21 protein-coding genes are annotated in these 21,052 nt (G+C 68.0%); 4 read left to right on the forward strand and 17 right to left on the reverse strand.

Features of this window, described 5'->3' with window-relative positions; all coding sequences use genetic code 11:
* Positions 1-123 precede the first annotated feature (123 nt).
* From DVH23_RS18630 to DVH23_RS18640, 3 genes are all read right to left on the reverse strand, one after another.
* Positions 124-750: a hypothetical protein gene (locus DVH23_RS18630; protein WP_114578918.1), complete on the reverse strand. Its 627-nt coding sequence runs from the start codon at positions 748-750 to the stop codon at positions 124-126.
* A 65-nt stretch (positions 751-815) separates the two neighbouring features.
* A complete protein-coding gene (locus tag DVH23_RS18635) occupies positions 816-1,703 on the reverse strand; it encodes an SDR family oxidoreductase (protein ID WP_114578919.1) in 888 nt (295 codons plus the stop codon).
* Between the two features lie 70 nt (positions 1,704-1,773).
* Positions 1,774-2,127, reverse strand: a complete 354-nt coding sequence (locus DVH23_RS18640; protein WP_114578920.1) for a DsrE family protein — start codon at positions 2,125-2,127, stop codon at positions 1,774-1,776.
* 182 nt (positions 2,128-2,309) lie between these two features.
* Between DVH23_RS18640 and hutH the strand changes: the two genes are divergently transcribed.
* Entirely contained in the window at positions 2,310-3,890 is a 1,581-nt protein-coding gene (gene hutH / locus DVH23_RS18645; protein ID WP_114578921.1) for a histidine ammonia-lyase, read from the forward strand.
* On the opposite strand, the gene DVH23_RS18650 is transcribed toward hutH, so the two are convergent.
* The 3 genes from DVH23_RS18650 to DVH23_RS18660 all read right to left on the reverse strand — a co-directional run bounded on the left by DVH23_RS18650 (position 3,887) and on the right by DVH23_RS18660 (position 6,207).
* Positions 3,887-4,138, reverse strand: a complete 252-nt coding sequence (locus DVH23_RS18650) for an MTH865 family protein (protein ID WP_114578922.1) — start codon at positions 4,136-4,138, stop codon at positions 3,887-3,889. The genes hutH and DVH23_RS18650 overlap by 4 nt on opposite strands.
* Positions 4,139-4,213: 75 nt before the next feature.
* The gene (locus DVH23_RS18655) at positions 4,214-4,495 is read right to left on the reverse strand and encodes a hypothetical protein (RefSeq protein ID WP_114578923.1); all 282 of its coding nucleotides are present in this window, start codon (positions 4,493-4,495) and stop codon (positions 4,214-4,216) included.
* A gap of 101 nt (positions 4,496-4,596) precedes the next feature.
* Entirely contained in the window at positions 4,597-6,207 is a 1,611-nt protein-coding gene (locus tag DVH23_RS18660) for an FAD-dependent oxidoreductase (RefSeq protein ID WP_114578924.1), read from the reverse strand.
* Positions 6,208-6,364: 157 nt separating this feature from the next.
* Here DVH23_RS18660 and DVH23_RS18665 point away from each other — a divergent pair, with 157 nt between their 5' ends.
* Complete coding sequence (locus DVH23_RS18665) at positions 6,365-6,565, forward strand: dodecin (RefSeq protein WP_114578925.1); 201 nt, start codon at positions 6,365-6,367, stop codon at positions 6,563-6,565.
* A 12-nt stretch (positions 6,566-6,577) separates the two neighbouring features.
* On the opposite strand, the gene DVH23_RS18670 is transcribed toward DVH23_RS18665, so the two are convergent.
* From DVH23_RS18670 to DVH23_RS18700, 7 genes are all read right to left on the reverse strand, one after another.
* Complete coding sequence (locus tag DVH23_RS18670; RefSeq protein WP_114578926.1) at positions 6,578-6,943, reverse strand: iron-sulfur cluster assembly accessory protein; 366 nt, start codon at positions 6,941-6,943, stop codon at positions 6,578-6,580.
* 49 nt (positions 6,944-6,992) lie between these two features.
* Complete coding sequence (gene hisD / locus DVH23_RS18675; RefSeq protein WP_114578927.1) at positions 6,993-8,306, reverse strand: histidinol dehydrogenase; 1,314 nt, start codon at positions 8,304-8,306, stop codon at positions 6,993-6,995.
* 52 nt (positions 8,307-8,358) lie between these two features.
* Positions 8,359-8,571 (reverse strand): hypothetical protein, encoded by a 213-nt coding sequence (locus DVH23_RS18680; protein ID WP_114578928.1) that lies wholly within the window; start codon positions 8,569-8,571, stop codon positions 8,359-8,361.
* A 70-nt stretch (positions 8,572-8,641) separates the two neighbouring features.
* Positions 8,642-9,580, reverse strand: a complete 939-nt coding sequence (locus tag DVH23_RS18685) for an NAD(P)/FAD-dependent oxidoreductase (RefSeq protein WP_114578929.1) — start codon at positions 9,578-9,580, stop codon at positions 8,642-8,644.
* Positions 9,577-10,956: an ABC transporter substrate-binding protein gene (locus DVH23_RS18690; protein ID WP_198668003.1), complete on the reverse strand. Its 1,380-nt coding sequence runs from the start codon at positions 10,954-10,956 to the stop codon at positions 9,577-9,579. Before DVH23_RS18690 ends, DVH23_RS18685 begins: the two co-directional genes overlap by 4 nt.
* A gap of 73 nt (positions 10,957-11,029) precedes the next feature.
* Positions 11,030-12,301, reverse strand: coding sequence for an ABC transporter substrate-binding protein (locus tag DVH23_RS18695; RefSeq protein ID WP_114578931.1), 1,272 nt, complete (start codon positions 12,299-12,301; stop codon positions 11,030-11,032).
* 620 nt (positions 12,302-12,921) lie between these two features.
* Positions 12,922-14,316, reverse strand: a complete 1,395-nt coding sequence (locus DVH23_RS18700) for an NAD(P)/FAD-dependent oxidoreductase (RefSeq protein WP_114578932.1) — start codon at positions 14,314-14,316, stop codon at positions 12,922-12,924.
* 177 nt (positions 14,317-14,493) lie between these two features.
* On the opposite strand from DVH23_RS18700, the gene DVH23_RS18705 reads away from it, so the two are divergent.
* Both DVH23_RS18705 and DVH23_RS18710 read left to right on the forward strand, forming a co-directional pair.
* The gene (locus tag DVH23_RS18705) at positions 14,494-16,029 is read left to right on the forward strand and encodes an MATE family efflux transporter (RefSeq protein WP_114578933.1); all 1,536 of its coding nucleotides are present in this window, start codon (positions 14,494-14,496) and stop codon (positions 16,027-16,029) included.
* Positions 16,030-16,142: 113 nt separating this feature from the next.
* On the forward strand, positions 16,143-17,540 hold the full coding sequence (locus DVH23_RS18710; protein WP_114578934.1) for a deoxyribodipyrimidine photo-lyase: 1,398 nt from the start codon (positions 16,143-16,145) through the stop codon (positions 17,538-17,540).
* On the opposite strand, the gene DVH23_RS18715 is transcribed toward DVH23_RS18710, so the two are convergent.
* Genes DVH23_RS18715 through DVH23_RS18730 form a run of 4 tightly spaced genes read right to left on the reverse strand, consistent with a single transcriptional unit; the run spans position 17,537 to position 21,052 of the window.
* A complete protein-coding gene (locus DVH23_RS18715) occupies positions 17,537-18,604 on the reverse strand; it encodes a Gfo/Idh/MocA family protein (protein WP_114578935.1) in 1,068 nt (355 codons plus the stop codon). The two genes, DVH23_RS18710 and DVH23_RS18715, sit on opposite strands and share 4 nt — an antisense overlap.
* Before the next feature lie 51 nt (positions 18,605-18,655).
* Positions 18,656-18,856, reverse strand: a complete 201-nt coding sequence (locus DVH23_RS18720) for a hypothetical protein (RefSeq protein WP_224828532.1) — start codon at positions 18,854-18,856, stop codon at positions 18,656-18,658.
* Positions 18,857-18,858: 2 nt separating this feature from the next.
* Positions 18,859-20,052, reverse strand: a complete 1,194-nt coding sequence (locus DVH23_RS18725; RefSeq protein ID WP_114578937.1) for an ABC transporter ATP-binding protein — start codon at positions 20,050-20,052, stop codon at positions 18,859-18,861.
* Between the two features lie 7 nt (positions 20,053-20,059).
* The gene (locus tag DVH23_RS18730; RefSeq protein WP_114578938.1) at positions 20,060-21,052 is read right to left on the reverse strand and encodes a carbohydrate ABC transporter permease; all 993 of its coding nucleotides are present in this window, start codon (positions 21,050-21,052) and stop codon (positions 20,060-20,062) included.

Consider the following 21,052-nt stretch of genomic DNA (forward strand, 5'->3'; position numbering starts at 1 on the left):
AATCGCCTGCGGAGTCTGGAACCGCTGTGGGACCTGTTCCTGCACGTTCTGACACAGAAACAGGAAGCTCCGTCCTCAACAAGCGAGGGCCGGGTAGGCCCGAGCGCGGTAGGGCGGAGTAGTTCACCCCTCTCGGATTTCGAGATCGAAGCCCCAGTCGAAATCCTCGATCTCCTCGAAGACGTGCGTGGACTCGAACCGGTACTCGCCGGACGGAACGCAGCCCTCGACCGACGGATCGTCGGCGACGACGTACTCGTCAGTGACCGCCTCGCCCGGATCGAGTTCGTGGTGGACCCCCTCCTCCGTAGTGAAGTCGATCGCCTCCTGGGTCGGTTCGGGGTCGTCGATACACTCCGGCCGGTAGTCCTCGCCCGGACTATCGGCAGCCTCGAGCGAGTAAAGGACGATTCCGGCAGGGCCGTCGGTCCCGCTTCGGCCCTTGTAGTACGGTGATACCGTCCGGTCGCAATCGCCGACGTTCGTCGTCTCGAGTTCCAGCAGCGCCGCCCCGTCGGCCGCCACCCGTTCCTCGAGAACGCGAAGATCGAACGCGATCGGTGCTCGATCCGGGAGGTCGCCAGTGTCCGCGATCGAGACAACGCGCTCGAAGTCATCCGCGGTGTCGTTTTCGTTGGCGTCGTCCGTCCCGTCGTCATCCCCGTTCTCGGAGCCGGCGCCGACTCCCCCGAGACATCCCGGAAGGAGGATCGCGGGTCCGACACCGGCGAGGAAACGACGCCGATGCATGATCCGTTCTCGTCGCCGATGGAGGATAACCGTTCGGGAAGGTGAAACGTCCGTTTGAGCGTCGGTTACTCCCGATACTCCTCGATCGCCGCGCGATACCCCTCGCGGAACGTCGGATATGCGAATCCGTACCCTAACTCGCGGAGCTTCGCGTTCGAACACCGCTTGCTGGTCAGGATCCGCCGTCGTGCGGGTTCCGAGAGGTCGCCCTCCGCCAACCGTTCCTCCTTCGACTGCTTCTCGGGTCGTTCGACTCGGCACTCGTCGGCGAGCCAGTCGGCGAAGGCGTGTTTCGAGACGGGTTCGTCGTCTACGACCTGGACGACCTCGCCGCGGGCGAGATTCTCGGCGAGCAGGTATCGAACCGCACCGGCGGCGTCCTCCTGATGAACCATATTGAGGTAGCCCTCCGTCACTGGACCGTCGAGATACCGCTCGAGGCGGTAGCGGTCGGGGCCGTAGAGGCCGGCGTAGCGGGCGACGATGCCAGCGATCCCGTACTCGGCAGACTCCTCGATGGCGATCTGTTCGGCCTCGGCGAGCACCCGTGTTTTCTCGGTCGTCGGCTCGATCGGGGTCTCCTCGTCCACCCAGTCGCCGCCGTGGTCGCCGTAGACGCCCGTCGAGGAGGTGTAGACGAGTCTGTCGGGCGGCGAGTCGCGCTCGCCGAACGCCTCGATCGCCGTCCGGAGGCCCTCGACGTAGATCTCACGGGCGGCGTCGGCGCCGCGGCCGCCGCTGCTGGCCGCGAAGACGACCGAGTCGGCGTCGGGTACCCGCTCGAGATCCCCGCGATCGGTGACGTCCGCGCGGACGGCCTCGAGTCCGGCGTCCTCTATTCGCTCAATCCCCTCCGGGGAGCGCCGGACGCCGATCGGCTCGTGGCCGGCGTCTCGCAACTGTCTCCCGAGTTCGATCCCGACGTAGCCACAGCCGAGGAGAGCGACGCGCATGGTGGAGATGGGGTCGCGGCGGTCTAACGGCTTTCGGCTCCCGGGAACGATCGTAAAAAGACGGGGAGAATCAGTACGTGATGATCTCGTAGCCGTCCGAAACCAGCGAGTGGAGGCTCGGGTGGCCCTCGAACTCGTCGCGGCTGTCGGCGTCGCTCTCCTCGATCTCCTCGGCGACGTCGTACGCCTGCGAGCAGTAGTCACAGGCCTGAATGTGATCGGTGAGGTCGGCATAGAGGTCGTGGTAGTCGTGGTCCTCGTCTTCCAGTTCGGGGATCCACTGGGTTCCCGCGCCGTCGAAGATCACCTCGGCGTCGTCGCCCTCATCTATGAACTCGGTGGCCGTCTGGAGGGCGTTGACGACACGACCGAGGTCGGAGGGGCTGTCCGTTCCTGCCAGGATGACGATTGCTGCGTCGGGCATGCGTCCGTCCTGGGAGGTCACCACGTAACTCGGTTGGGCGCTCGTGTGCATGCTGGACACGACCGCCGGAAGACACCGAAGGTCTTGTACTTCCATCCCAAACGATCGTGCATGATCGACCCCGTTTCGGATCCCCGGTCGCGTCCGTCAATCGTTACTCGCCTTCCCCGCGGTGATTACCGGTGACCGTCACCCTCGACGGGGAGACGCTCACCCCCGAGGACGTAGCCGCGGTCGCCCGCGGCGGCGAGGACGCCCGGATCGCCGCGGAGGCCCGCGAGCGGGTCCGGACCTCACGCTCGCGCGTTGAGGGCGTCCTCGAGGGCGGCGAGGCCGTCTACGGCGTCAACACCGGGTTCGGCGAACTGGTCGACGAACGGATCCCGCGCGAAGACCTCGAGACCCTCCAGACCAACCTGCTCCGGAGCCACGCGGCCGGCGGCCGCCGCGAACTGGACCGGGAGGCCGTGCGGGCGATGATGGTCACCCGGATCAACGCCCTTCTCGTGGGCCACTCGGGGATCCGCGAGGTCGTCGTCGACCGCCTCCTCGAGTTATTGAACGAGGGGGTCCGCCCGGTCGTCCCCTCCCACGGCAGTCTGGGGGCGAGCGGCGACCTCGCGCCGCTGGCGCACATGTCGCTCGTGCTCGTCGGCGAGGGCGAGGCGTGGGTCGAGAGCGGAGACGGCCCCGAACGTCTCCCCGGCGAGGAGGCGCTCGCGTCAATCGGTGCGGAGCCGCTCACGCTCGCGCCCAAGGAGGGCCTCGCGCTCATCAACGGCACCCAACTCACCGTCGGGATCGCCGCGCTCGCGATCGTCAACGGCGAGGAACTCCTGCTCGCCGCCGACGTCGCGGGCGCGCTCACCACGGAGGTCACCCTGGGGACGACGGCGAGTTCACACCCCGCGATCCACGACGTCCGGCCCCACGAGGGCCAGCGAGCGAGCGCCGAACACGTCCGGGAACTCACGGCAGGAAGCGAGGTCGTCGAGGCCCACCGCAACTGCGATCGGGTCCAGGACGCCTACTCGCTTCGCTGTCTCCCGCAGGTCCACGGCGCCGCCCGGGATTCGATCTCCCACCTCCGCGAGGCCGTTGAGGTCGAACTCAACAGCGCGACCGACAATCCCCTCGTCTTTTCGGCGGGCCGGGCTGACGACCGCGCCTCCGGCACCGACCGCGCGGCCGTGCTCTCGGGGGGCAACTTTCACGGCGAACCGCTCGCGCTCCGCCTGGAGTACGCCCGCCTCGCGCTCACGGATCTGACGGCGATCGCCGAACGCCGGATCGACCGGCTGCTCAATCCCAATCTCCAGGAGGACCACCTTCCCCCCTTCCTCGCGCCCGAGAGCGGTCTCCAGTCGGGGTACATGCTCCTCCAGTATACGGCCGCGGCGCTTCTCAACGAGAGTCGGTCCCTCGGCGCTTCAGTGACGGACAACACGCCCGTCAGCGGCGGCCAGGAGGACCACGTCAGCATGAGCGCCCAGTCGGCGTACAACGCACGGCAGGTGCTGGAAAACGCCCGCAGAGTCGTCGCGAGCGAACTCGTCGCCGCTTCCCAGGCGGCCGAGTTCGTCGATCGGGCGTTCGACGCCGGAGCGCTCTCGCTGGGGAGGGGTACCGGCGCCGCCTACGACGCCGTTCGCGGGGTCGTCCCGCCTCTACGGGAGGACCGGCCGGTCCGCGAGGACGTCGAGGGGGTCCTAGAACTGCTCGAGAACGGTGACCTGCTCGAGTCGGTCGGCGAGGCGCTCTAGATGTGACCTTCGGCTTTCAGTTCCGCGATGACGTCGTCGACGAAGGCGTCGACGCTCTCGTAGGGGAAGTCCCCGCCCGAGAGCTTGGTGTTGAGTTCCATCGCCGTCATCTCGAACTCCTCGGACTCGAAGGTCGTTCCCGGCCCGTTGGGGAGTGCGGGAACGAGGTCCATCGGGCTCGAGATGGGGTAGTCGGCGCCCTCGAACGCGTCGGTGAACTGTCGGCGGAGTTCGGCTTCGTCTGCCATACCCCGCCGTTTAGGCGGATAAATAATAAATCCGTTGACCGTGGCTGCTACGATGGCCGGCGACGGGCCCCGTCCTCACTCCCCGCCGCGACGCCCGAGGGCGGCGTACGCTACGGCGAGGAGGACGGCGAGGACGAAAACACCCTTCAGGGAGCGCCCGCCCGACTCGGCCTCGGGGGCCGGCGAGACGTCGGCCCCGTCGAACTCGCGCTCGCCACGCTCGACGCCCTCGAGGATGGGCTCGCGAAGCGGCGACTCCATCGCGACCCCGACCGCCTCGCGGACGAGAAACTGCGTCAGTTCATGGCTCAGGACGTCGTCGTACGATTCGGTGTCGATGTAGGAGTTGGGATTCATGGGTCGTTCGCGCCGATCGCCGGTCGGATCGGGCGCGTCGGACGTCGGTACGCACGAGGGGCGGATAGTTCTTGACGTGGAAAGAGCCGGCTCCGGTGCCCTCAGGGAACGAGGGCCTCCCGAACCGGCGACCACGCGCCCTCGCTGGCGTGGGGAAGCCCGAGACGATACCGGACGGCGTCGTGGGCCCGCAGGGGCTCGAACACCGCGGGCTCCTCGAGCGCCCAGAGTTCACATCGGGGGGCGTCGCTCCCACTCCGATCGAGAATCGCGTTCGTCGCGCGGCGTGCGGCTTCGTTTGCTCCCTCCATGCTCGCCAGGTCGGTCTCCGTCCGGACGTAGTCCGAAGCGAGCACGAGGTTTTTCATTCCCGTCGCGGCCTCGGGACGATATCGCAGCGAGCCCGCGGTGTTGACCAGCAGCGGCTCGCGGTTTACGACCCCATCGTCGGTCTCCTCGATCGCGGGGTTGAGAAACCACTCGACGAGGTCGTCGTCGGCGAGTCGGGTCTCGTCGCGGTTGAGGTGGGTCGTGAGCTGGTCCCACGTCTCGGCTTTGATCTCCTCGGGCGAACAGTCCCGGGCGGGCTTGCCGGTGAGTTCGCCGGCAGCGTCCCAGTCCGAGATGATGACCGAGAGAACGTCTCCGACCGCTCCGGATCCCGCTTCCGAGAGGTCGTATTCCGACCAGAACTGGCCCTGTGAGATCGCAGTCAGTGCCCACGGCGAGTCGAGATAGAGCTGGTGGCCGTGGACCAGCGGCCGGTCGCTCTCGAGGTAGAACTGGATCCCGGTCATCCAGCCCGTCTCGAGGCGATCTATGTGAGCCAGCGAGGGCGCGCCCCGTTTGAGATCCGGACTCAGTAGCTCGACCATTGCCTCGACGGGCAGGGCGGCGACGTAGTACTCGGCCCCGACCTCTCCGCGGGTCGTCTCGACGCCCGTCACCCGCTCGCGGTCGCAGTCGATGCCCGTCACTCGCGTCTCCCGGACGAACTCGACGCCGAGGTCCTCGAGATACGCTACCCAGGGCTCGATCCAGACTGTGCTCGTCGGTCCATTGAGGATTCGTTCTGCGTCCATCCGGGGATCGAGCTGTCCGCGGATCAACTGGAGGTAGATCTTCCCGAAGGTGCGCGCGCTGCCGTCCTGTGGGCGAAGCGCGACCAGCAACTGGGTGACGGCCGCGAGCTTCCGGTAGGCCGGAGAGAGGCGATCGGCCTCGACGAACTCCCACCACGAGCGGTACTCGAGGTCGTCCTCCCGCCGGGCGTCACAGCTCGTGAGCAGGGTCAACAGACGCTCGCCGAGCACGGCGGCCTCGCGCGGAGGAAGGCCGTCGGAGGTCGGCGGCTGGAGGGCCTCGCGCCACTCGCCGATCGTCCGGGGGGTCGCCGTCCGCGCGACGACCTCCTCGCCGGTCGCCCGCGCGAGCAGCGACTCGGAGGTCGGGACGAGGTTGTCTGCGACCGTTCGATCGCGGTAGGGAATCCGCGCCATCGTGTCGGTGACGTGGCGGTAGAACCCGGGGAAGAACCGAAAGCCGTGTTCGCCGAGGATCGCGTCCTTGCTCCCGTCGATCGGGATGCTCCTGGCTTTCCCGCCCATCCGCTCGTTGGCCTCGTAGACCGTGACGGCGAACCCGCGTTCGGCGAGTTCGTGGGCCGCGCTCAACCCGCCGATCCCGCCGCCGAGGACGGCAACCGAGGTCATCACCTGTGCTTGGGCCGGACGTATTTCAACTGCGGGGTACCGGCACACGCTCGTCTCCCGGGCCGGCGACGGCACCCGACCCGACCGTCGGTCGCCCTTGGGGTATCCACGAAGGGGTGAGCTTTTAGTGAACCGCCCGCGTCGATCCGACCGGATCATGGTTTTCAAGAAGATCACGCTGATCGGGTCGAGTTCGGAGAGCTTCGACGACGCGGCCGACGACGCCATCGACCGCGCCGAGGACACGCTGAACAACGTTCACTGGGTCGAAGTCGAGGAGTTCAGCGTCGAGATCGCGACCGCAGACGACCGGGAGTATCAGGCGGAGGTCACCGTCGCCTTCGAACTCGAGGAGTAGAACCTCCAGAAACTACGTTCGGAACGACTCTCCACAGCCACACTCGCTGACCACGTTGGGGTTCTCGACGTGGAACCCTTCGGCCTGGAGGCCGCTCTCGAAGTCGAGCACCGAGCCCTCGATGTACTTCAGGCTCGCGGGATCGACGAACACTCTGAGCCCGTGGTGGTCGTAGATCGAGTCGTCCTCCTCGGGCTCGTCGTCGAAGCGCATCCCATACGAGAGCCCCGCACAGCCGCCCTGTTGGACGAACAGTCGGAGGCCCGCGACGTCCGTGTCGAGGCCCTCCTCGGTCAGGAGGTCTATGGCCTGCTCGGCGGCCGCTTCGGTAACCTCGATCCGGGGGCGGCTCTCGCCGTCCGCGCTCTCTGTACTCATACCCGTTCCTTCCGGCGCGACGGTGTTAACGTTGACGCCCCAGGTAGCGCTACTGGTCGCCGCCCCCGTTCTCGCCGCCCGTCTGCGTCCGTACGTGGACGCTCTCGGCGTGGGCCTCCAGGCCCTCGGCCTCCGCGAGCGTCGTGATCGTCCCGCTCAGGTCCACCAGTGCGTCCGCCGAGAGTCGCTGGACCGTCGTCGCCCGGAGGAAGGTGTCGACCGAGAGCCCGCCCGTGACCTTCGGGAGGCCGTTGGTCGGCAGGACGTGGTTCGTCCCGCTGGCGTAGTCGCCCGCCGCGACGGGGGTCGCCGACCCGAGAAAGACGCTGCCCGCGCTGTCGATCCGCTCCAAGACTGCGTCGTCGTCGTCGGCGATAATCGAGAGGTGTTCGGGGGCGTACTCCTCGGCGAAGAGGATCGCCTCGCTCATCGACCGGGCGAGCAGGACCCGGCTCCCCTTGCCCGCGAGGGCCTCCCGGATCGTCTCCTCGCGCTCGCGCTCGGGAAGCCGGTTCTCGACTGCCTCCACGATTCCCTGGGCGGTCTCCCGGTCGTCGGTGACCGCGACCGCGGGCGACGTCGGCCCGTGTTCGGCCTGGGCGAGCAGGTCGGCGGCGACGGCGACGGGGTCGGCGGTGTCGTCTGCGACGACGACGATCTCGCTCGGCCCCGCCAGAAAATCGATCTCGCAGTCGCCCCTGACCTCGGCTTTGGCCGCCGTCACCCAGGGACTGCCGGGACCGACGACCTTCTGGACCCGCGGGATCGACTCCGTTCCGTAGGCGAGGGCCCCGATCGCCTGGGCGCCGCCGACGCCGTAGACTGCATCGGCGCCCGCGATATGGATCGCCGCGAGCGTCGCCGGATTCACCTCCTCTGCGGGCGGTGTGACGGCGACGACGTGGGAGACGCCCGCGACGACCGCCGGCACGATCCCCATGATCGCGCTCGAGGGGTAGGCGGCGGTCCCGCCGGGGACGTAGACCCCCGCCCGCTCGATCGGGCGAAATCGTCGGCCGAGCTCCCGCCCGTCAGAGAACTCGCGGCGCCAGTCCTCGGGAACCTGGGCCTCGTGGAACTCGCGAACGTTGTCGGCGGCGGCCTCGATCGCCGCCAGAATCTCGGAATCGACCTCCTCGACTGCCCGTTCGGCCTCGTCGGTGATCTCCAGGTTGCCCACGGAGACGCCGTCGAACTCCTCGGTGAACTCCCGGACGGCGACGTCGCCTTCCTCGCGAACGCGCTCGACGATCCCCCGGACGTCCTCGCGGACGTCCTCGATGCCGGCCGATCGCTCGAACAGCGCAGCCCGATCGGCCGGCCCGAGGTCGGCGAGTTCGTCCACCTCGAGAGTCGTGGTCATAGCCGTGGGTTCGAAGGGGGCGTGGAAAACCGTTTCCAGTCGTGGCCCTCGATTACTCCTCGATGGTCCGGAGGCCGACCGCCGACAGCGTCGCCCGCACGAAGAGATAGCTCAGGAGCGCGAAGGCTGTGAGCCCGATCGGTGCCGCGAGGAGCTGGGCGGTCCGGTAGGGGACGAGGAGCCGGGAGGTCCCGAGGACGACGAAACTCGCGACGGCGAGGCCCACCGCGAGGAGCGCGAGCCGGACGAATCGCTGCTGATCCATGGCTCCGCTTCGACCGCCGGCAGTAAGGGTGTCGGGGCTCCCGAGGTCGGGCCCGCCGGACGAGGGTCGATCAGCTCGCGCCGTCAACGGACCCCCGAGCCTCGATCTCGTGGGCCGCCTCGAGGATCGCGTCGTCGTCGACGTGCTCGAGCAGGCGCCGGTGGCCGCGCGTGGCCCGCCGGTCGATCTCCTCGTCGGGGAGGTAGGCGTCGAGCCGGCGATCGATCTCGCGTTCGCGGAGCTCACGGAGGCGCTCGTCGCTGGCGTCGGAATCGTCGGGAAGCCGGTCGTCGAAGTGCTCGCGCCAGCGATCGCGGTCGGTCCACTCGGCGGTCAGTTCGCTCTCCCGGCGGACCCAGTCCCAGTGCTCGCTCAGGGCCTCGGGGTAGCCCCGGTCGCGGCGGGCGTCGGCGATCACGGTCCGGGCGACGCGTGCGCCCCGACCGGCGGCGACGACCGCCTGTGCCCCCGCGTCGCCCGCGGGCGTCGCCACGTACAGCCCGTCGATCGGCGTCGTGCCGTCGTCTGCGGGACAGTCGCGGTCGAACCGCTCCTCGCCCTCTTCGCCGTGGTCGTCGGGGACGAACATCGACCCCTCGTCGAGCGGGCGGAGGTAGCCGGCTCCGTACCGGGTGGCCGCGACGACGCGATCGGCGCTCGTGGGTTCGCCCTCCTGGGGTTCGAGCCGGAATCCTCCGGCTCCGTCGTTGCCCTCCCCGTCGTCCCCGACGCGCTCGATCCGTTCGACCCGTTCGACGAGATCGGGCCGGAGTTCGGCGCCGGCCTCTTCGACGTGGTCGTGGATCAGGCCGTAGAAGGTCTCGACGTCGATCCCCGCGGGAAAGCCAAGGAAGTTCTCGAGGTAGCCACAGCGCCGGAGCGACGAGCGCCCGCGGTCGAAGACGACCGTCTCGAGGCCGTAGCGCGCGGCGAAGACGGCGGTCGAACAGCCCGCGGGACCGCCGCCGACGACGGCGACGTCGTAGTCGGTCCCCTCTCCCGCAGTCATTCCTGGCCCGCACCGCCGATCGCGTCGGCGACCCGCTCGCGGTCGAACAGCCGCTCCTCCTCGGGGAACTCGGGATAGGCCTCGCCGTGGTTGTCCTCGGGCCAGGCGCCGAACTGGTCGGGGTAGAGCTGTTTGGCCGCCATCTCGAGCTGGAAGAGGTTCATCAGCGGTCCCTGCTCGGGGTCGCCGGAGGGGTAGACTCGTCCGTTCTCGACGGCCGTGATCCGGCTCGCGACCGGGTGGTCCGCGAGCGTCTCGGCGATCGCCCCGACGTCGTAGTAGGAGGCGACGCCGTAGCGATGGAGGAGCACGTCGGGATCGAACTCGAGCATGGCCTCGTAGTCGTAGCTCGTCTCGTAGGTCAGCTCCTCGCCCGCGAAGGCGTCGGTCGCTCCCAGCGGGCGCAGATCCGACGTGGCGAACCCGGGCGCGTCGAGGGCGGAGGGGTAGAACGTCTCCTCCATGAAGATGATCGCGCCGACCGTCGGGCGCTCCTCTTCGGGCGGAAGCCCCTCCTCGATCGTCGCGACTAGGTCGTCGTGGACCGCCGACAGCTCGCCGTAGCGCTCGCCGGCCCCGAACAGCGCCGCGACCCGTTCTGCGATCTCCCAGAGGGTGTAGTACTCGTAGTCGTCGGCGTAGGACTCGGGAGGCTCGCCGTGTGCGCGGCTGTAGGCGTTGCCGAACCACGGGGCGACGTTCTCCGCGATCTCCTCGACGGTCTCGCGGTCCCAGCCCTCGAACGACGCGATGAGCGCGGGATCGGCGAGGTGGAGGTCGGAGTCGAGTTCGTAGAACAGCTCCTGATCGACGCTGATCGCTCCCGACCCCGTGTTGAGCTGGGTCAGATCCTCCCGGTCGAAGGAGACGCCCTCGAGGTGGTCGTAGTAGGCGTCCAGGGTCCCGCCGCCGGTTTCGGCGTCGAAACCCAGCGAGTTGACGGCGTCACCGTGGCCGTAGGCGACCGCCATGTCGGCGTACAGCAGGCTGTAGACCATGACGTCCTCCGGGATCGCCTCGAGCGTTACCTCGCCGACGGGCGCAAGCGAGGAGGTGTACGGCCCGCTACTGCCGTCGGTCTCGTTTCCACCGTTGGACTCGTCTTCGGCCTCCGACTCGTTTCCGGCGTCGGCGTTCTCGCTCCCGTCGGACCCGGTTTCCGTTTCGTTCCCGCTGTCGGTGTCGTTCTCGGCGGTTTCGGTCCGTGTTTCCGTCTCGGTGGCCTCGGTTTCGTTCCCGCTCTCGGTCCCGTTTTCGCCGTCTTCGCCGTTCCCCTCTTCCCCACCCAGACAGCCCGCGAGCAACGACCCGCCGACGACCGTCGTCCCGTACGTGAGAGCTCTCCGGCGCGTCACGTTCCTGCGTTCTCGTGCCATGTTTTTAGGCATCCCTAAAATCTCATAGTGCTTTCGCTTCCGCTCGGCCGGCGACCACCGTCGGGGCGGTCGGTCAGGCGTCGCCCGTAACGATCCCGGCGACGCGCTCGCGGTCGAACAACTGCCCGCCGCCGAACGAATCGGGGTAGAGATCCCGAGCGGCCCGCTCGAGCTGGAAGAGATGGATGATCGGCCCCTGGTAAGTCAGCCCCCCGTAGACGACCCGTCCCTCCGATACTGCCCGGAGCCGACTCGCGACGTCGTGGGACTCGAGATGGGAAACGATCTCGCGCTCGAAGTAGTCGGGCGTGACCGCTCCCTGTAGCCTGATGGCGAGGGCATCGGGATCGATCTCGAGGAGCGTCTCGTAGTCGATCTCGCCGCCGCCGGCCTGGGCGTCGGTCACGTCGGCGAGGGCGTCGCCGACCTCGAGGTCCGTCCAGTGTTTGGACTGGGTTCCCTCCCCGATGCGGTAGGGATAGAACGACTCCGGCGGGACGTCGGCGGGGTACACCACCGCGACGTCGGGGGTCTCCTCGGGCAGGCGCCCGCGGACGTCCGCGAGCACCTCGTCGTGGTACGCCGCGAACGCCTCGTAGCGCTCTCGCTCCCCGAAGACCTCGGCGACCGTCTCGAAGGCCTCGTACAGCGTGTAGTGGGGGTAGTCGTGCCAGTCGTAGACCCGCGAGAAGATCGTGTTCCCGACGAACGGGCCGACGGTCTGTGCGATCTTCTCGACGTCGCTCTCGCTCCACTGGAGGCGGTTCACCATGAAGTTCGGATCGATCAGGTGGACGTCGGCGTCGAGTTCGTGAAAGACCTCCTTGCCGGTGCCGTTCTGGTAGAGTTCGGTGAGGTCGTCGTCTTCGACGGAAACCCCCGGGAGTTCCTCGTAGAGGTGCGAGCCGAACCGGGCGCGGACGCCGACCGCCGAGAGCCCGTCGCCCTGGCCGAGCGCGACGCCCATGTCGGCGTAGTCGCCCGTATACGAGAGCCAGGTCTCGGGGATCGCCTCGAACTCGACCTCGCCGACGGGCTCCATCGTCACCGAGTAACCCCCGTCCTCGGCGTCGTCGCTTTCGTCGCCGCGCGTCCCGGCGTCTTCCCCGCCTTCGTTTTCGTCGCTCCCGCCGGTTCCGTCCGTTCGGTTCTTCCTGTCGGTGTCGCTCGTGTCGTCGTCCGATTCGCCTTCCGTCTCCGCGCCGGTCTCGTTGGTCCCGTCGTCGGGGTTTCCATTTCTACTGTCGCCGCCGTTCCCACCGCCGCCCAGACAGCCGGCGATCGCCCCGATCCCGGCGGCCACGACGCCGGTTCTCAACAACTGCCGTCGGCTCGGTTCGTGCATACGTTTTAGGCATGCCTAAAACATAAAGCCGTTCCGATTCTTAGGCGGGCCTAAATACGGCGTTCCGAAGCGTCCTTCTGCGGGGTAGCGCCCGGCAGCACAGCCGCCGGGGGCTACGGACGGGCCGACGTTTCTGCGACGAACGCGTCCCGACGTCGCTCCGAAACCACGCAAATCAGAGGACAGGAGGTGGTCTGCGTGTCGTCATCGGTCGAGGTTACGCCGGTAGCCGGTACGTACCCAGACGGTCGAGATTCTGCGAGAACCGCCCGCGATCGAGAGAGTGTCGCCCGGAACACTAACGTCCGACCTCATCCCTGGCGGCATGCCGTGTCGGTCGGCTAACCCTCGTGCCGGGCGTCGCGTGGGTTCGCTAGAACCCACGATCTGTGAGGCGGCGTCAGCCGCCGGTTGCGCGGTTCCTGGCGGAACCGCGACTTGTGAGACGGTGTGAACCGTCGAGTCCGGGATTCCGAGCGGAATCCCGAGTCTTCGGATGTCGCGCGCCCGGGTTCGCCGTGCTGTCATCGCACCCGAACGGGTCGGCTCGGCCGGGGACTAAAGGCGCGCGTTCCCCGTAGGTGCCGGCCGGGGAAAAGCTCTCGGCCCGACGACCGCGATCAGACGGCGTACTCGTCCTCGGCGAGCTGGACGTACCGCCCGTTCCGGTAGCGGAACTTCCGGCGCTTGTAGCCCGCGAGGATCTTCGAGGCACCGATCCCGGCGGCGTACTTCCGGTCGAGCAGGACGCCCGCCGACCCCGCGTCGGTCATCCCGTTGACGACCTCGAAGACGCGGTCCCAGTCGTCGGGCTCATAGTCGGCGACCATGTCCGCAAAGGAGACGTTCCGGAGGATCTCGGCCCCGATCGCGCGCTTCCAGACGTCGTTGTACCGATCGAGGGTGCCGGAGGCCGCGAGCCGGCCCGCGATCGACCCGGTCCGGACGGCGACGTGGTAACCCCCTTCGTGAAACGCCGACGTGGTCCCCATCGCGCCGCCGGCGACGGCAATTCCCGCCCCCACCGGCGAGTCGATCGGCCGGGTCGAGGAGATGGGATACGTTTCGGTTCCCTTCGACTTCCCGCGGTCCTCGACGCGCGGGATCTCGCTTTCGACGTCGTACTCGTCGCCGTACTCCGCCTCGAGGAGCCGGCGGACGTACTCCCCGCCGGTCGGAATTCGGGCGTCGCCGGGGCGCAGGAGTTTGTAGGAGTCACGGTTGGGGACGTCGGCGAGGTCCATTCCGATCGGCATCGTCAGCCCGACGCGGGCGACGGTGCCGTCGTTGGGGAAGATCCAGGGGTAGGCGGTTTCGCCCGGAATGTGCCCCCACCAGAACTTCAGGCGGTCATCGAACTCGGAGAACAGTTCGGGGGGGAACTCCCGGTACTCCTGGTAGGCGATGTGGTTCGCCCGCGGCGGCGAGAGAGCATCCGAGGCGCTCCGATCGTCGGGAAGGAACTGATCGAGCGCGTCGATGGTGATCCGCCGCTGGGGGCCGTCGGCGAGGACGACCCGGTCGGCCACCAGCTCCTCGCCGGAGGCGAGCGTGAGCCGATGGCTGTATCCCGAGGACGTGCGTTCGCTCTTGAGGGCGGAGACCCCGGTCCCGATTCGGAGGTCCGCACCCGCATCCGTGGCGCGCTCGTGGAGCCAGTCGTCCATGCGCGTCCGGTCGAACGTAAAGCCAAAGCCGGGGTAGGAGGCGTCGATCCCTGTCGAGTTCAGTTCGACCTCGCTCGTCGGCCCGACGAAGTCACAGCCCTCGAGTTCCCGGAGGACGACCTCGTCGGGGATCTCCGAGAAGGGGATGTCCAAAATGTCGACCCAGTAGTCGAGCATCCCGGCGGCGTCCGTCGAGTCCGGGCCGAGTCCCTCGCGGTCCTCCCTCGGCACTCCCTGCTCGAACAGGACCGTCTCCGCGCCGTAGGCGGCGGCCTGCTCGGCCGCGGCGGCCCCCGCCGGCCCGCCGCCGACGATCGCGACGTCGGCACGCTCGCTCCCCGTAGTCATACTCCGGGGACACTCAGGCGACCGTAATAAACTGCCTGATACCGCCCGACCTGGCGGCTGACCGGCGCGTTCGAGCCGTGTGGTGGTCCGTCCCGTGGTACCTCGTCAGTAAGCGCCTCCGGATCGAAACGGGTATACTCTCGACTCCGTTGAGGAACTATACTTCCGATTGCCCCTATGTCCCCCCAGAACCCCCTCCGCGTCTCTCTGCGCCTCGCCCGTATCGTCGCCTTCGTCCTCTCGAGAGCCCTCCGCAACCCCGTCAAGTGGCTGCTGTGGGCGGTCGGTGCCCCGCTGGCCCGTGCCGGCTACGTCGACGGCTCCCGGGTCGAACGCGCGACCGAACTCGCCTGGCCCCGGATCGTCACGGGGCTGGCCCGGACCTCCCAGTCGGTCGCCGACCTCGCGATGGTCGGTGCCGTCCTGGGTTCGGGCGCGGTCGCAGGCATCGGGATCGCGACCCCCTTCGCCTTTCTCGCGGGCACCCTCGGCGGCGGGATCGCCGGCGGCACGATCGCGCTGGTCTCCCAGCGGTTCGGCGCCGACGAACACGGCGAACTCGACCTCGTCGTCAAACAGAGCGTCTGGCTGACCCTCCTGGTGACGCTCCCGCTCTCGGTCGTCTTCGCGGCCGTTCCCGACGAGTTGGTCGGGCTGGTCGCGACCGACCCCGCGATGGCCGCCTACGGCGCGACCTACCTCCGGGTGATGAGCGTCGCGACCGTCTTCATCGGCCTCAACCTGATCGCGAGCCGCACGCTGGTCGGCGTCGACGACTCCTACGCCGCGATGGTCGTTCGCGGGGGCGGCGCCGTCGCCAACATCGGGTTCAATGCCGTCTTCGTCTTCGGCCTCGGCTGGGGCGTCGCCGGCGCCGCCGCGGGCTCCGTGCTCGCGAACGTGCTCGTCACCTCCCTCTTCGTCTACGGCTTCCTCGGAGGGACGGTCCCCTTCGTCGGGCGGTTCCCGGTCACGGTCTCGCTGCGGGGGCCCTACCTCGATCGGGGGCTGACCCGGGACCTGATCGACATCTCGACGCCGATCGTCGCCACCAACCTGGTGTGGTCGACCGCCCAGTTCCCCCTGCTCGCCGTGATCGCGGTCTTCGGCCCCGAGGTCGTCGCCGCCTTCGTCATCGCCCAGCGGGTCCGCGGGCTGATGGACACCCCCAACTGGGGGCTCAACCTCGCCTCGAGTTCGCTCGTCGGCCAGGAACTCGGCCAGGGCGACGAGTTCGAGGCCGGGGCCTACGGCGACGACGTCCTCAAGCTCACCCTCCTGGTCTACCTCGCGATCGCCGCGGGCGCGTTCGCGTTCGCCGAGCCGATCGCGGGCGTCTTCGTCGAGTCCGGCGACTCGCTCGCGCTGACGGCCACCTTCGTCCAGGTCGCGGCCGTGAGCGTGATCTTCAACGGGATAAACGGCGCCGCCGCGGGCCCGCTGAACGCCAGCGGCGACACCCGGTGGCCGCTGTACGGCCGTCTGCTCGGCCTCTACGGCTTCGCGCTCCCGCTTGCGTTCCTCGGAACGACGTCCCTGGCGATCCCGTTCGTGGGAACGATCCCCGCTCTCGGGATCGCGGGGCTGTTCGCCGCACTCGTCGCGGAAACGCTCGTCCCCGCCGTCGTCGTCTGCTACCGATTCTCGACCGGCCGGTGGAAGGCCGTCAGCCGCACGTATCGTCCGGAGACGGAGGCGGTGGCCGCCGACTGAAGCGGAGGCCCGACGACGGGACCCGTCGCCCCGCCAACGGTCCAGGGCACCGGCTCCTGACGGGGTACCCGGTTAGGCCCTGGCTTTTCACTGCTCCGGCGCCACTCCTCCCCATGCGCATCCACTGGCACCGCCGGGACCTCCGGATCGCCGACAACCGCGGGCTCGCGGGCGAGGACGCCGAGGAGGTCCTCTCCGTCTTCGTCTTCGATCCCGCGGTCCTCGGGCAGGCCTCCCCGATCCGTGTCGCCTGTCTTCTCGAAGCGGTCACGGATCTTCGGGAGCGGTACCGCGAGCGCGGGGCCGACCTCCTGGTCGAACGCGGCGACCCGACCGGGATCGTCCCCCGACTCGCCGACTCGCGGGACGCGGATCGGGTCTCCTGGAACGCCGACTACTCCGGGCTCGCCCGCGAGCGAGACCGTGCCGCGATCGCCGCCATAGAGGATCGCGGGCTCGAGTGGAAATCGGCCGAGGACGCCCTCCTCTTCGCGCCGGGGTCGATCTCGCCCAACGAGGGCGACCACTACTCGGTGTTCTCTTACTTCTGGGAGAAGTGGGCGGACCGAGAGAAGGACGAACCCGTAGACGCGCCTCTCGAGGACGACCTCCTCGAGCCCGAGGATCCGGGGGAGATCCCCGGGCTCGACGAACTGGGGTTCGACGAGCCCGAGGCCGACCCGCCCGCGATGGGCCGCGAGCTCGCCCGCGACCGCCTCGAGACGTTCTGTGAGGAGGATATCTATCGGTACGCGGAAAAACGCGATTACCCCGCCGCCGAGGCGACCTCCCGGCTCTCGGTCGATCTCAAGTGGGGCGTCCTGGGGATCCGCGAGATATACGCCGCGACGGGCGAGGCGATGGCGAGGGTCGGCGGCGAGGGAGAGCGCGACTCAGTCGCCGAGTTCCGCCGGCAGCTCGCCTGGCGGGAGTTCTACGCCCACGTGCTCGCCCACAACCCCGAGATGGTCGGCGAGAACCTCTCGGGACCCGACCGCGTCGAGTGGCGTTCCGATCCCGGCGAGATCGACGCCTGGAAAACGGGAAAGACCGGGTACCCGATCGTCGACGCCGGGATGCGCCAGCTGCTCGCGGAGGGCTACGTCCACAACCGGGTGCGGATGATCGTCGCCTCCTTTCTCACGAAGGACCTGCTCGCCGACTGGCGGGTCGGCTACGACTGGTACCGCGAGCATCTCGCCGACCACGACGCCGCGAACGACGCCGGCGGCTGGCAGTGGGCGGCCTCGACCGGTGCCGACGCCCAGCCCTACTTTCGCGTCTTTAACCCGACCAAACAGGGCCGTGAGTACGACCCCGACGCCGAATACATCCGAGAATTCGTCCCCGAACTCGCTGACTGCGAGCCCGGGACGGTCCACGACTGGCCCGACCTGAGCGACGCCGAACGCGAGGAGCGCGCCCCCGACTACCCCGCGCCGATCGTCGATCACGGAGAGCGCCGCGAGGAGGCGATCGAAGCCTTCGAGCGCGCCCGCGAGGAGGATTAGTCGTCGAGCCGGACGCCCTCGCCGTCCTCGCTCGAGCGGTAGATTCCGTCGATCACCCGCTGGACGTCCAGCGCGTGGTCGACGTTGTCCTCCAGGGAGTCCCCCGAGGCGATCGCGTCGAAAAAGGCCCGCTGTTCGTCGGAGTGGGTGTCGTTCTGGTGGGCCTCAATCGAGGTGTCCGCGAGGTGGTTCGAGCCCGCCGTACTCGCCGAGTAGATCGTGAGGTCGTTCTCGAGTAGGTCGAAGCGGGCGGCGGCCTCGGTCCCCCGGACGACGAACTCGTGGTTCGCCGGCCGGTTGGTCGCCCAGGCGACCTCGAGAGAGATCGTTCGGTCGCCCCCACACCGGACGAACGCGGACGCGGAGTCGTCGACGTCGAACCCCTCGGGGCCGGCGTCCTCGCCCCACATGTCGAGGTAGGCGTAGTCCTCGCGGGTGCCGAACTCGGTCCGGGTGGTGCCCGAGACCTCCCGGACGGCCGGGTAGCCGAGCAGGTAGAGCGCGAGGTCGATCGCGTGGACCCCCAGGTCGATCAGGGCGCCCCCACCCGAGATCGCCCGCCGGGTGAACCACGACCCCCGGCCGGGAACCCCTCGACGGCGGACGTAGTTGGCCTCGATGTGAGAGATATCCCCGAAAGCCCCCTCCTCGATCCGATTTCTGACGATCCGGACGGTGTTCAGAAAGCGGTTGTTGAACCCGACCATACACCGGGCCTCGGTGTCGGCGGCAGCCGCGGCGATCCGTTCGGCGCTCTCTAGGTCGTGAGCGAGGGGCTTTTCCAGGAGGAGATGTCGGTCCTGCTCTAAGGCGGCGACGGCGTACTCCTCGTGGTACTTGTTGGGCGTGGTGACGATGACGGCGTCGACCTCGTCGAACAGCTCCCGGTGGTCGTCGTAGACGGAGACGTCGTAGCGCCGGGCGAAGCGGTCGCGAGCGTCCTCGGCGACGTCCATCCCGCCGACCAGCGGAACGCCGAGTTCCCGGAGGCGCTCGGCGTGGTACTGTCCGATGTTTCCGAGCCCGACGATCCCGGTCCGGATATCGGTGCGCTGTGCGCTCATGGCCGACTGTTCGAGCGCAGGGGTTTCAGTGTGGGTGATTCGAGTGCCGGGTCAGTAGAGCTGGCGTTCCCGCTCCTCGCGTTCTCGCTCCTCTTCGCTCTCGGCCGTCCGTCGCTTTCGACCCCGCCAGTACTGGCGGAGACCGGGCAGGATCTTGTTCTTCAGATCGAGAGCGAACGAGGCGATCCCGTAGATCCAGAAGAAAAACAGGACCGTCACCCCGCCGACGTAGACCAGAGGGATCCAGTCCATGATCAGCTATCGGATTCGACCTCGCCGGCGGCTGGCTCGGACCCGATGCCCGTGAGGTCTGCGACCCCGTGGGCCAGCGCCTCGCCCGTCGCGGTATCGAAGAGGTGGATCTTCGAGCGATCGAGGACGACGTCGACGTCTTCGTCCCCTTCGATCTCGGTGTCGGGGGTGACGCTCATCAGGAGCTGTCCGGCCATCCCCTGGTCCTCCATCGACGTCTCCTGGTCCTCCTCGAGCAGGAGGTAGACGAAGATCTCGTCGCCCATCGGCTCCAGGACGTCCGTCCGGACGTCGATCCGGTCGGTCAGGTGGGGTGCGTCGGGGTCCTCGATCTGGTCGACGAGGTAAACGTCCTCGGGACGGATCCCGATGCTGACCTGGTCGCCGACCGCGAGACTCGGGATCCCCGCCGGATCGAACCCGACCTCGAAGTTGTCGGTCTCGACCCCGTTCTCGACGACGTTCCCCTCGACGAAGTTCATCGACGGCGAGCCGATGAAGCCGGCGACGAACCGGTTCGTGGGTTCGTTGTAACAGACCAGCGGCGGATCGATCTGCTGGAGCTCGCCCGCGTTGAGGACGGCGATCCGGTCGGACATCGTCATCGCCTCGGCCTGGTCGTGGGTGACGTAGATGATCGTCGTGTCCAACTCCTTGTGCAGGCGTTGGAGTTCCGTGCGCATGTGGACCCGGAGCTTGGCGTCTAAGTTCGCCAGAGGCTCGTCCATCAGGAAGACGTCGGGGTTCCGGACGATCGCCCGCGCGATCGCGACCCGCTGTTGTTGGCCCCCCGAGAGCTCGTTGGGTTCCCGATCGAGCATGCCCTCGAGCTGGACGACGTCGGCAGCCTCGTCAACCCGGCGGTCGATCTCCTCTTTGTCGTAGTTCCGGAGCCGGAGCCCAAAGGAGATGTTCTCGTAGACGTCCATGTGGGGAAACAGCGCGATGTTCTGAAAGACCATCGCGACCCCGCGGTCCTTGGGGGGGAGCCTGGTGACGTCGGTGTCCCCGATGTGGATCGTCCCCTCGGTCGGCTTCGTGAGCCCGGCGATGGTCTCCATCGTCGTCGACTTCCCACAGCCGGAGGGACCGACGAGACAGACGAACTCGCCGTCTTTGATGTCGAGGTTCATGTCGTTGACGGCAACGACGTCCTCGTAGCGTTTCGTGACGTGATCAAGTGTTACGCGTGCCATTGTGATCTTATTCTTTGAGTGCGCCTGCGGTCAGTCCGCTCACGATCCGTTCCTGGGCGATGATGACGAGGATGACGACGGGGAGCACCCCGACGATGCTCGCCGCCGCCATCAGGTTAAAGTCGGTCGTATACTGGGTCTGGTAGCTCAGGATGCCCCCGACCAGCGGCGACCAGTTCTCGGGGTTGTTCTCGAGGGCCATGATCGAGCTGAAGAAGTATTCGTTGTAGACCGAGATAAACGTCAACACCGCGGCGGTCGCGATCCCCGGTGCTGAAAGCGGCATGATTACCCGGACCAGCGCGCCCAGCCGGGTCGTCCCCTCGACGCGGGCGGCGTCCTCCAACCCGTCGGGGATCTGGGCGTAGAACGTCGTCAGGATGAAGATCGCGAGCGGCAAGAACAGCGCGCTAAACGGCATGATCATCGAGCCGGGGGTGTTGACGAGTCGCGGCGGGCTGAACAGCTCGATCCCCAGGAACGGGACGACGACCGGGTTCCCGAGGAAGGCGTCGAACAGCGGGATGAGAAACGCCGCCGGCGGGAAGTAGGAGATCACCAGGATCCCGAGCATGAGCGCCCCCCGGCCGGGGAACTCGAGCCGGCCGAAGACGTAGCCCGCGAGGGTCGCGATGACGAGGACGATGATCGTCGTCGTCGTCGCGAGCACGAAGCTGTTGAACACGAAGTAATGAAACGGCACTACCTGGAACACCTCGACGAACGCGACGGGATTGAACCCCTGTGGGTGGGGGAACTCGACGCCGATGACCGGCAGCGACCAGTCGCCCGTGAGGATCCGGTTGTTCGGCGTCAACGCGAGGACGAGCAGCCAGTAGAACGGGAACAGCGTCGTGACGAGGAAGAATCCACACGCCGTCCAGAACAGCGCCCGGTAGAGACGCTGGCGTTTGGCCTCGTCCTTGAGGACGCCGTTCGTCCAGCTCTCCAGGGGTCCGGCCTCGGAGGTGTCGTCGTCGCGTTCGGTGGTCGTCGCCAT

This window comes from Saliphagus sp. LR7 (assembly GCF_003344565.1).
In the GTDB taxonomy this organism is placed as follows: domain Archaea; phylum Halobacteriota; class Halobacteria; order Halobacteriales; family Natrialbaceae; genus Saliphagus; species Saliphagus infecundisoli.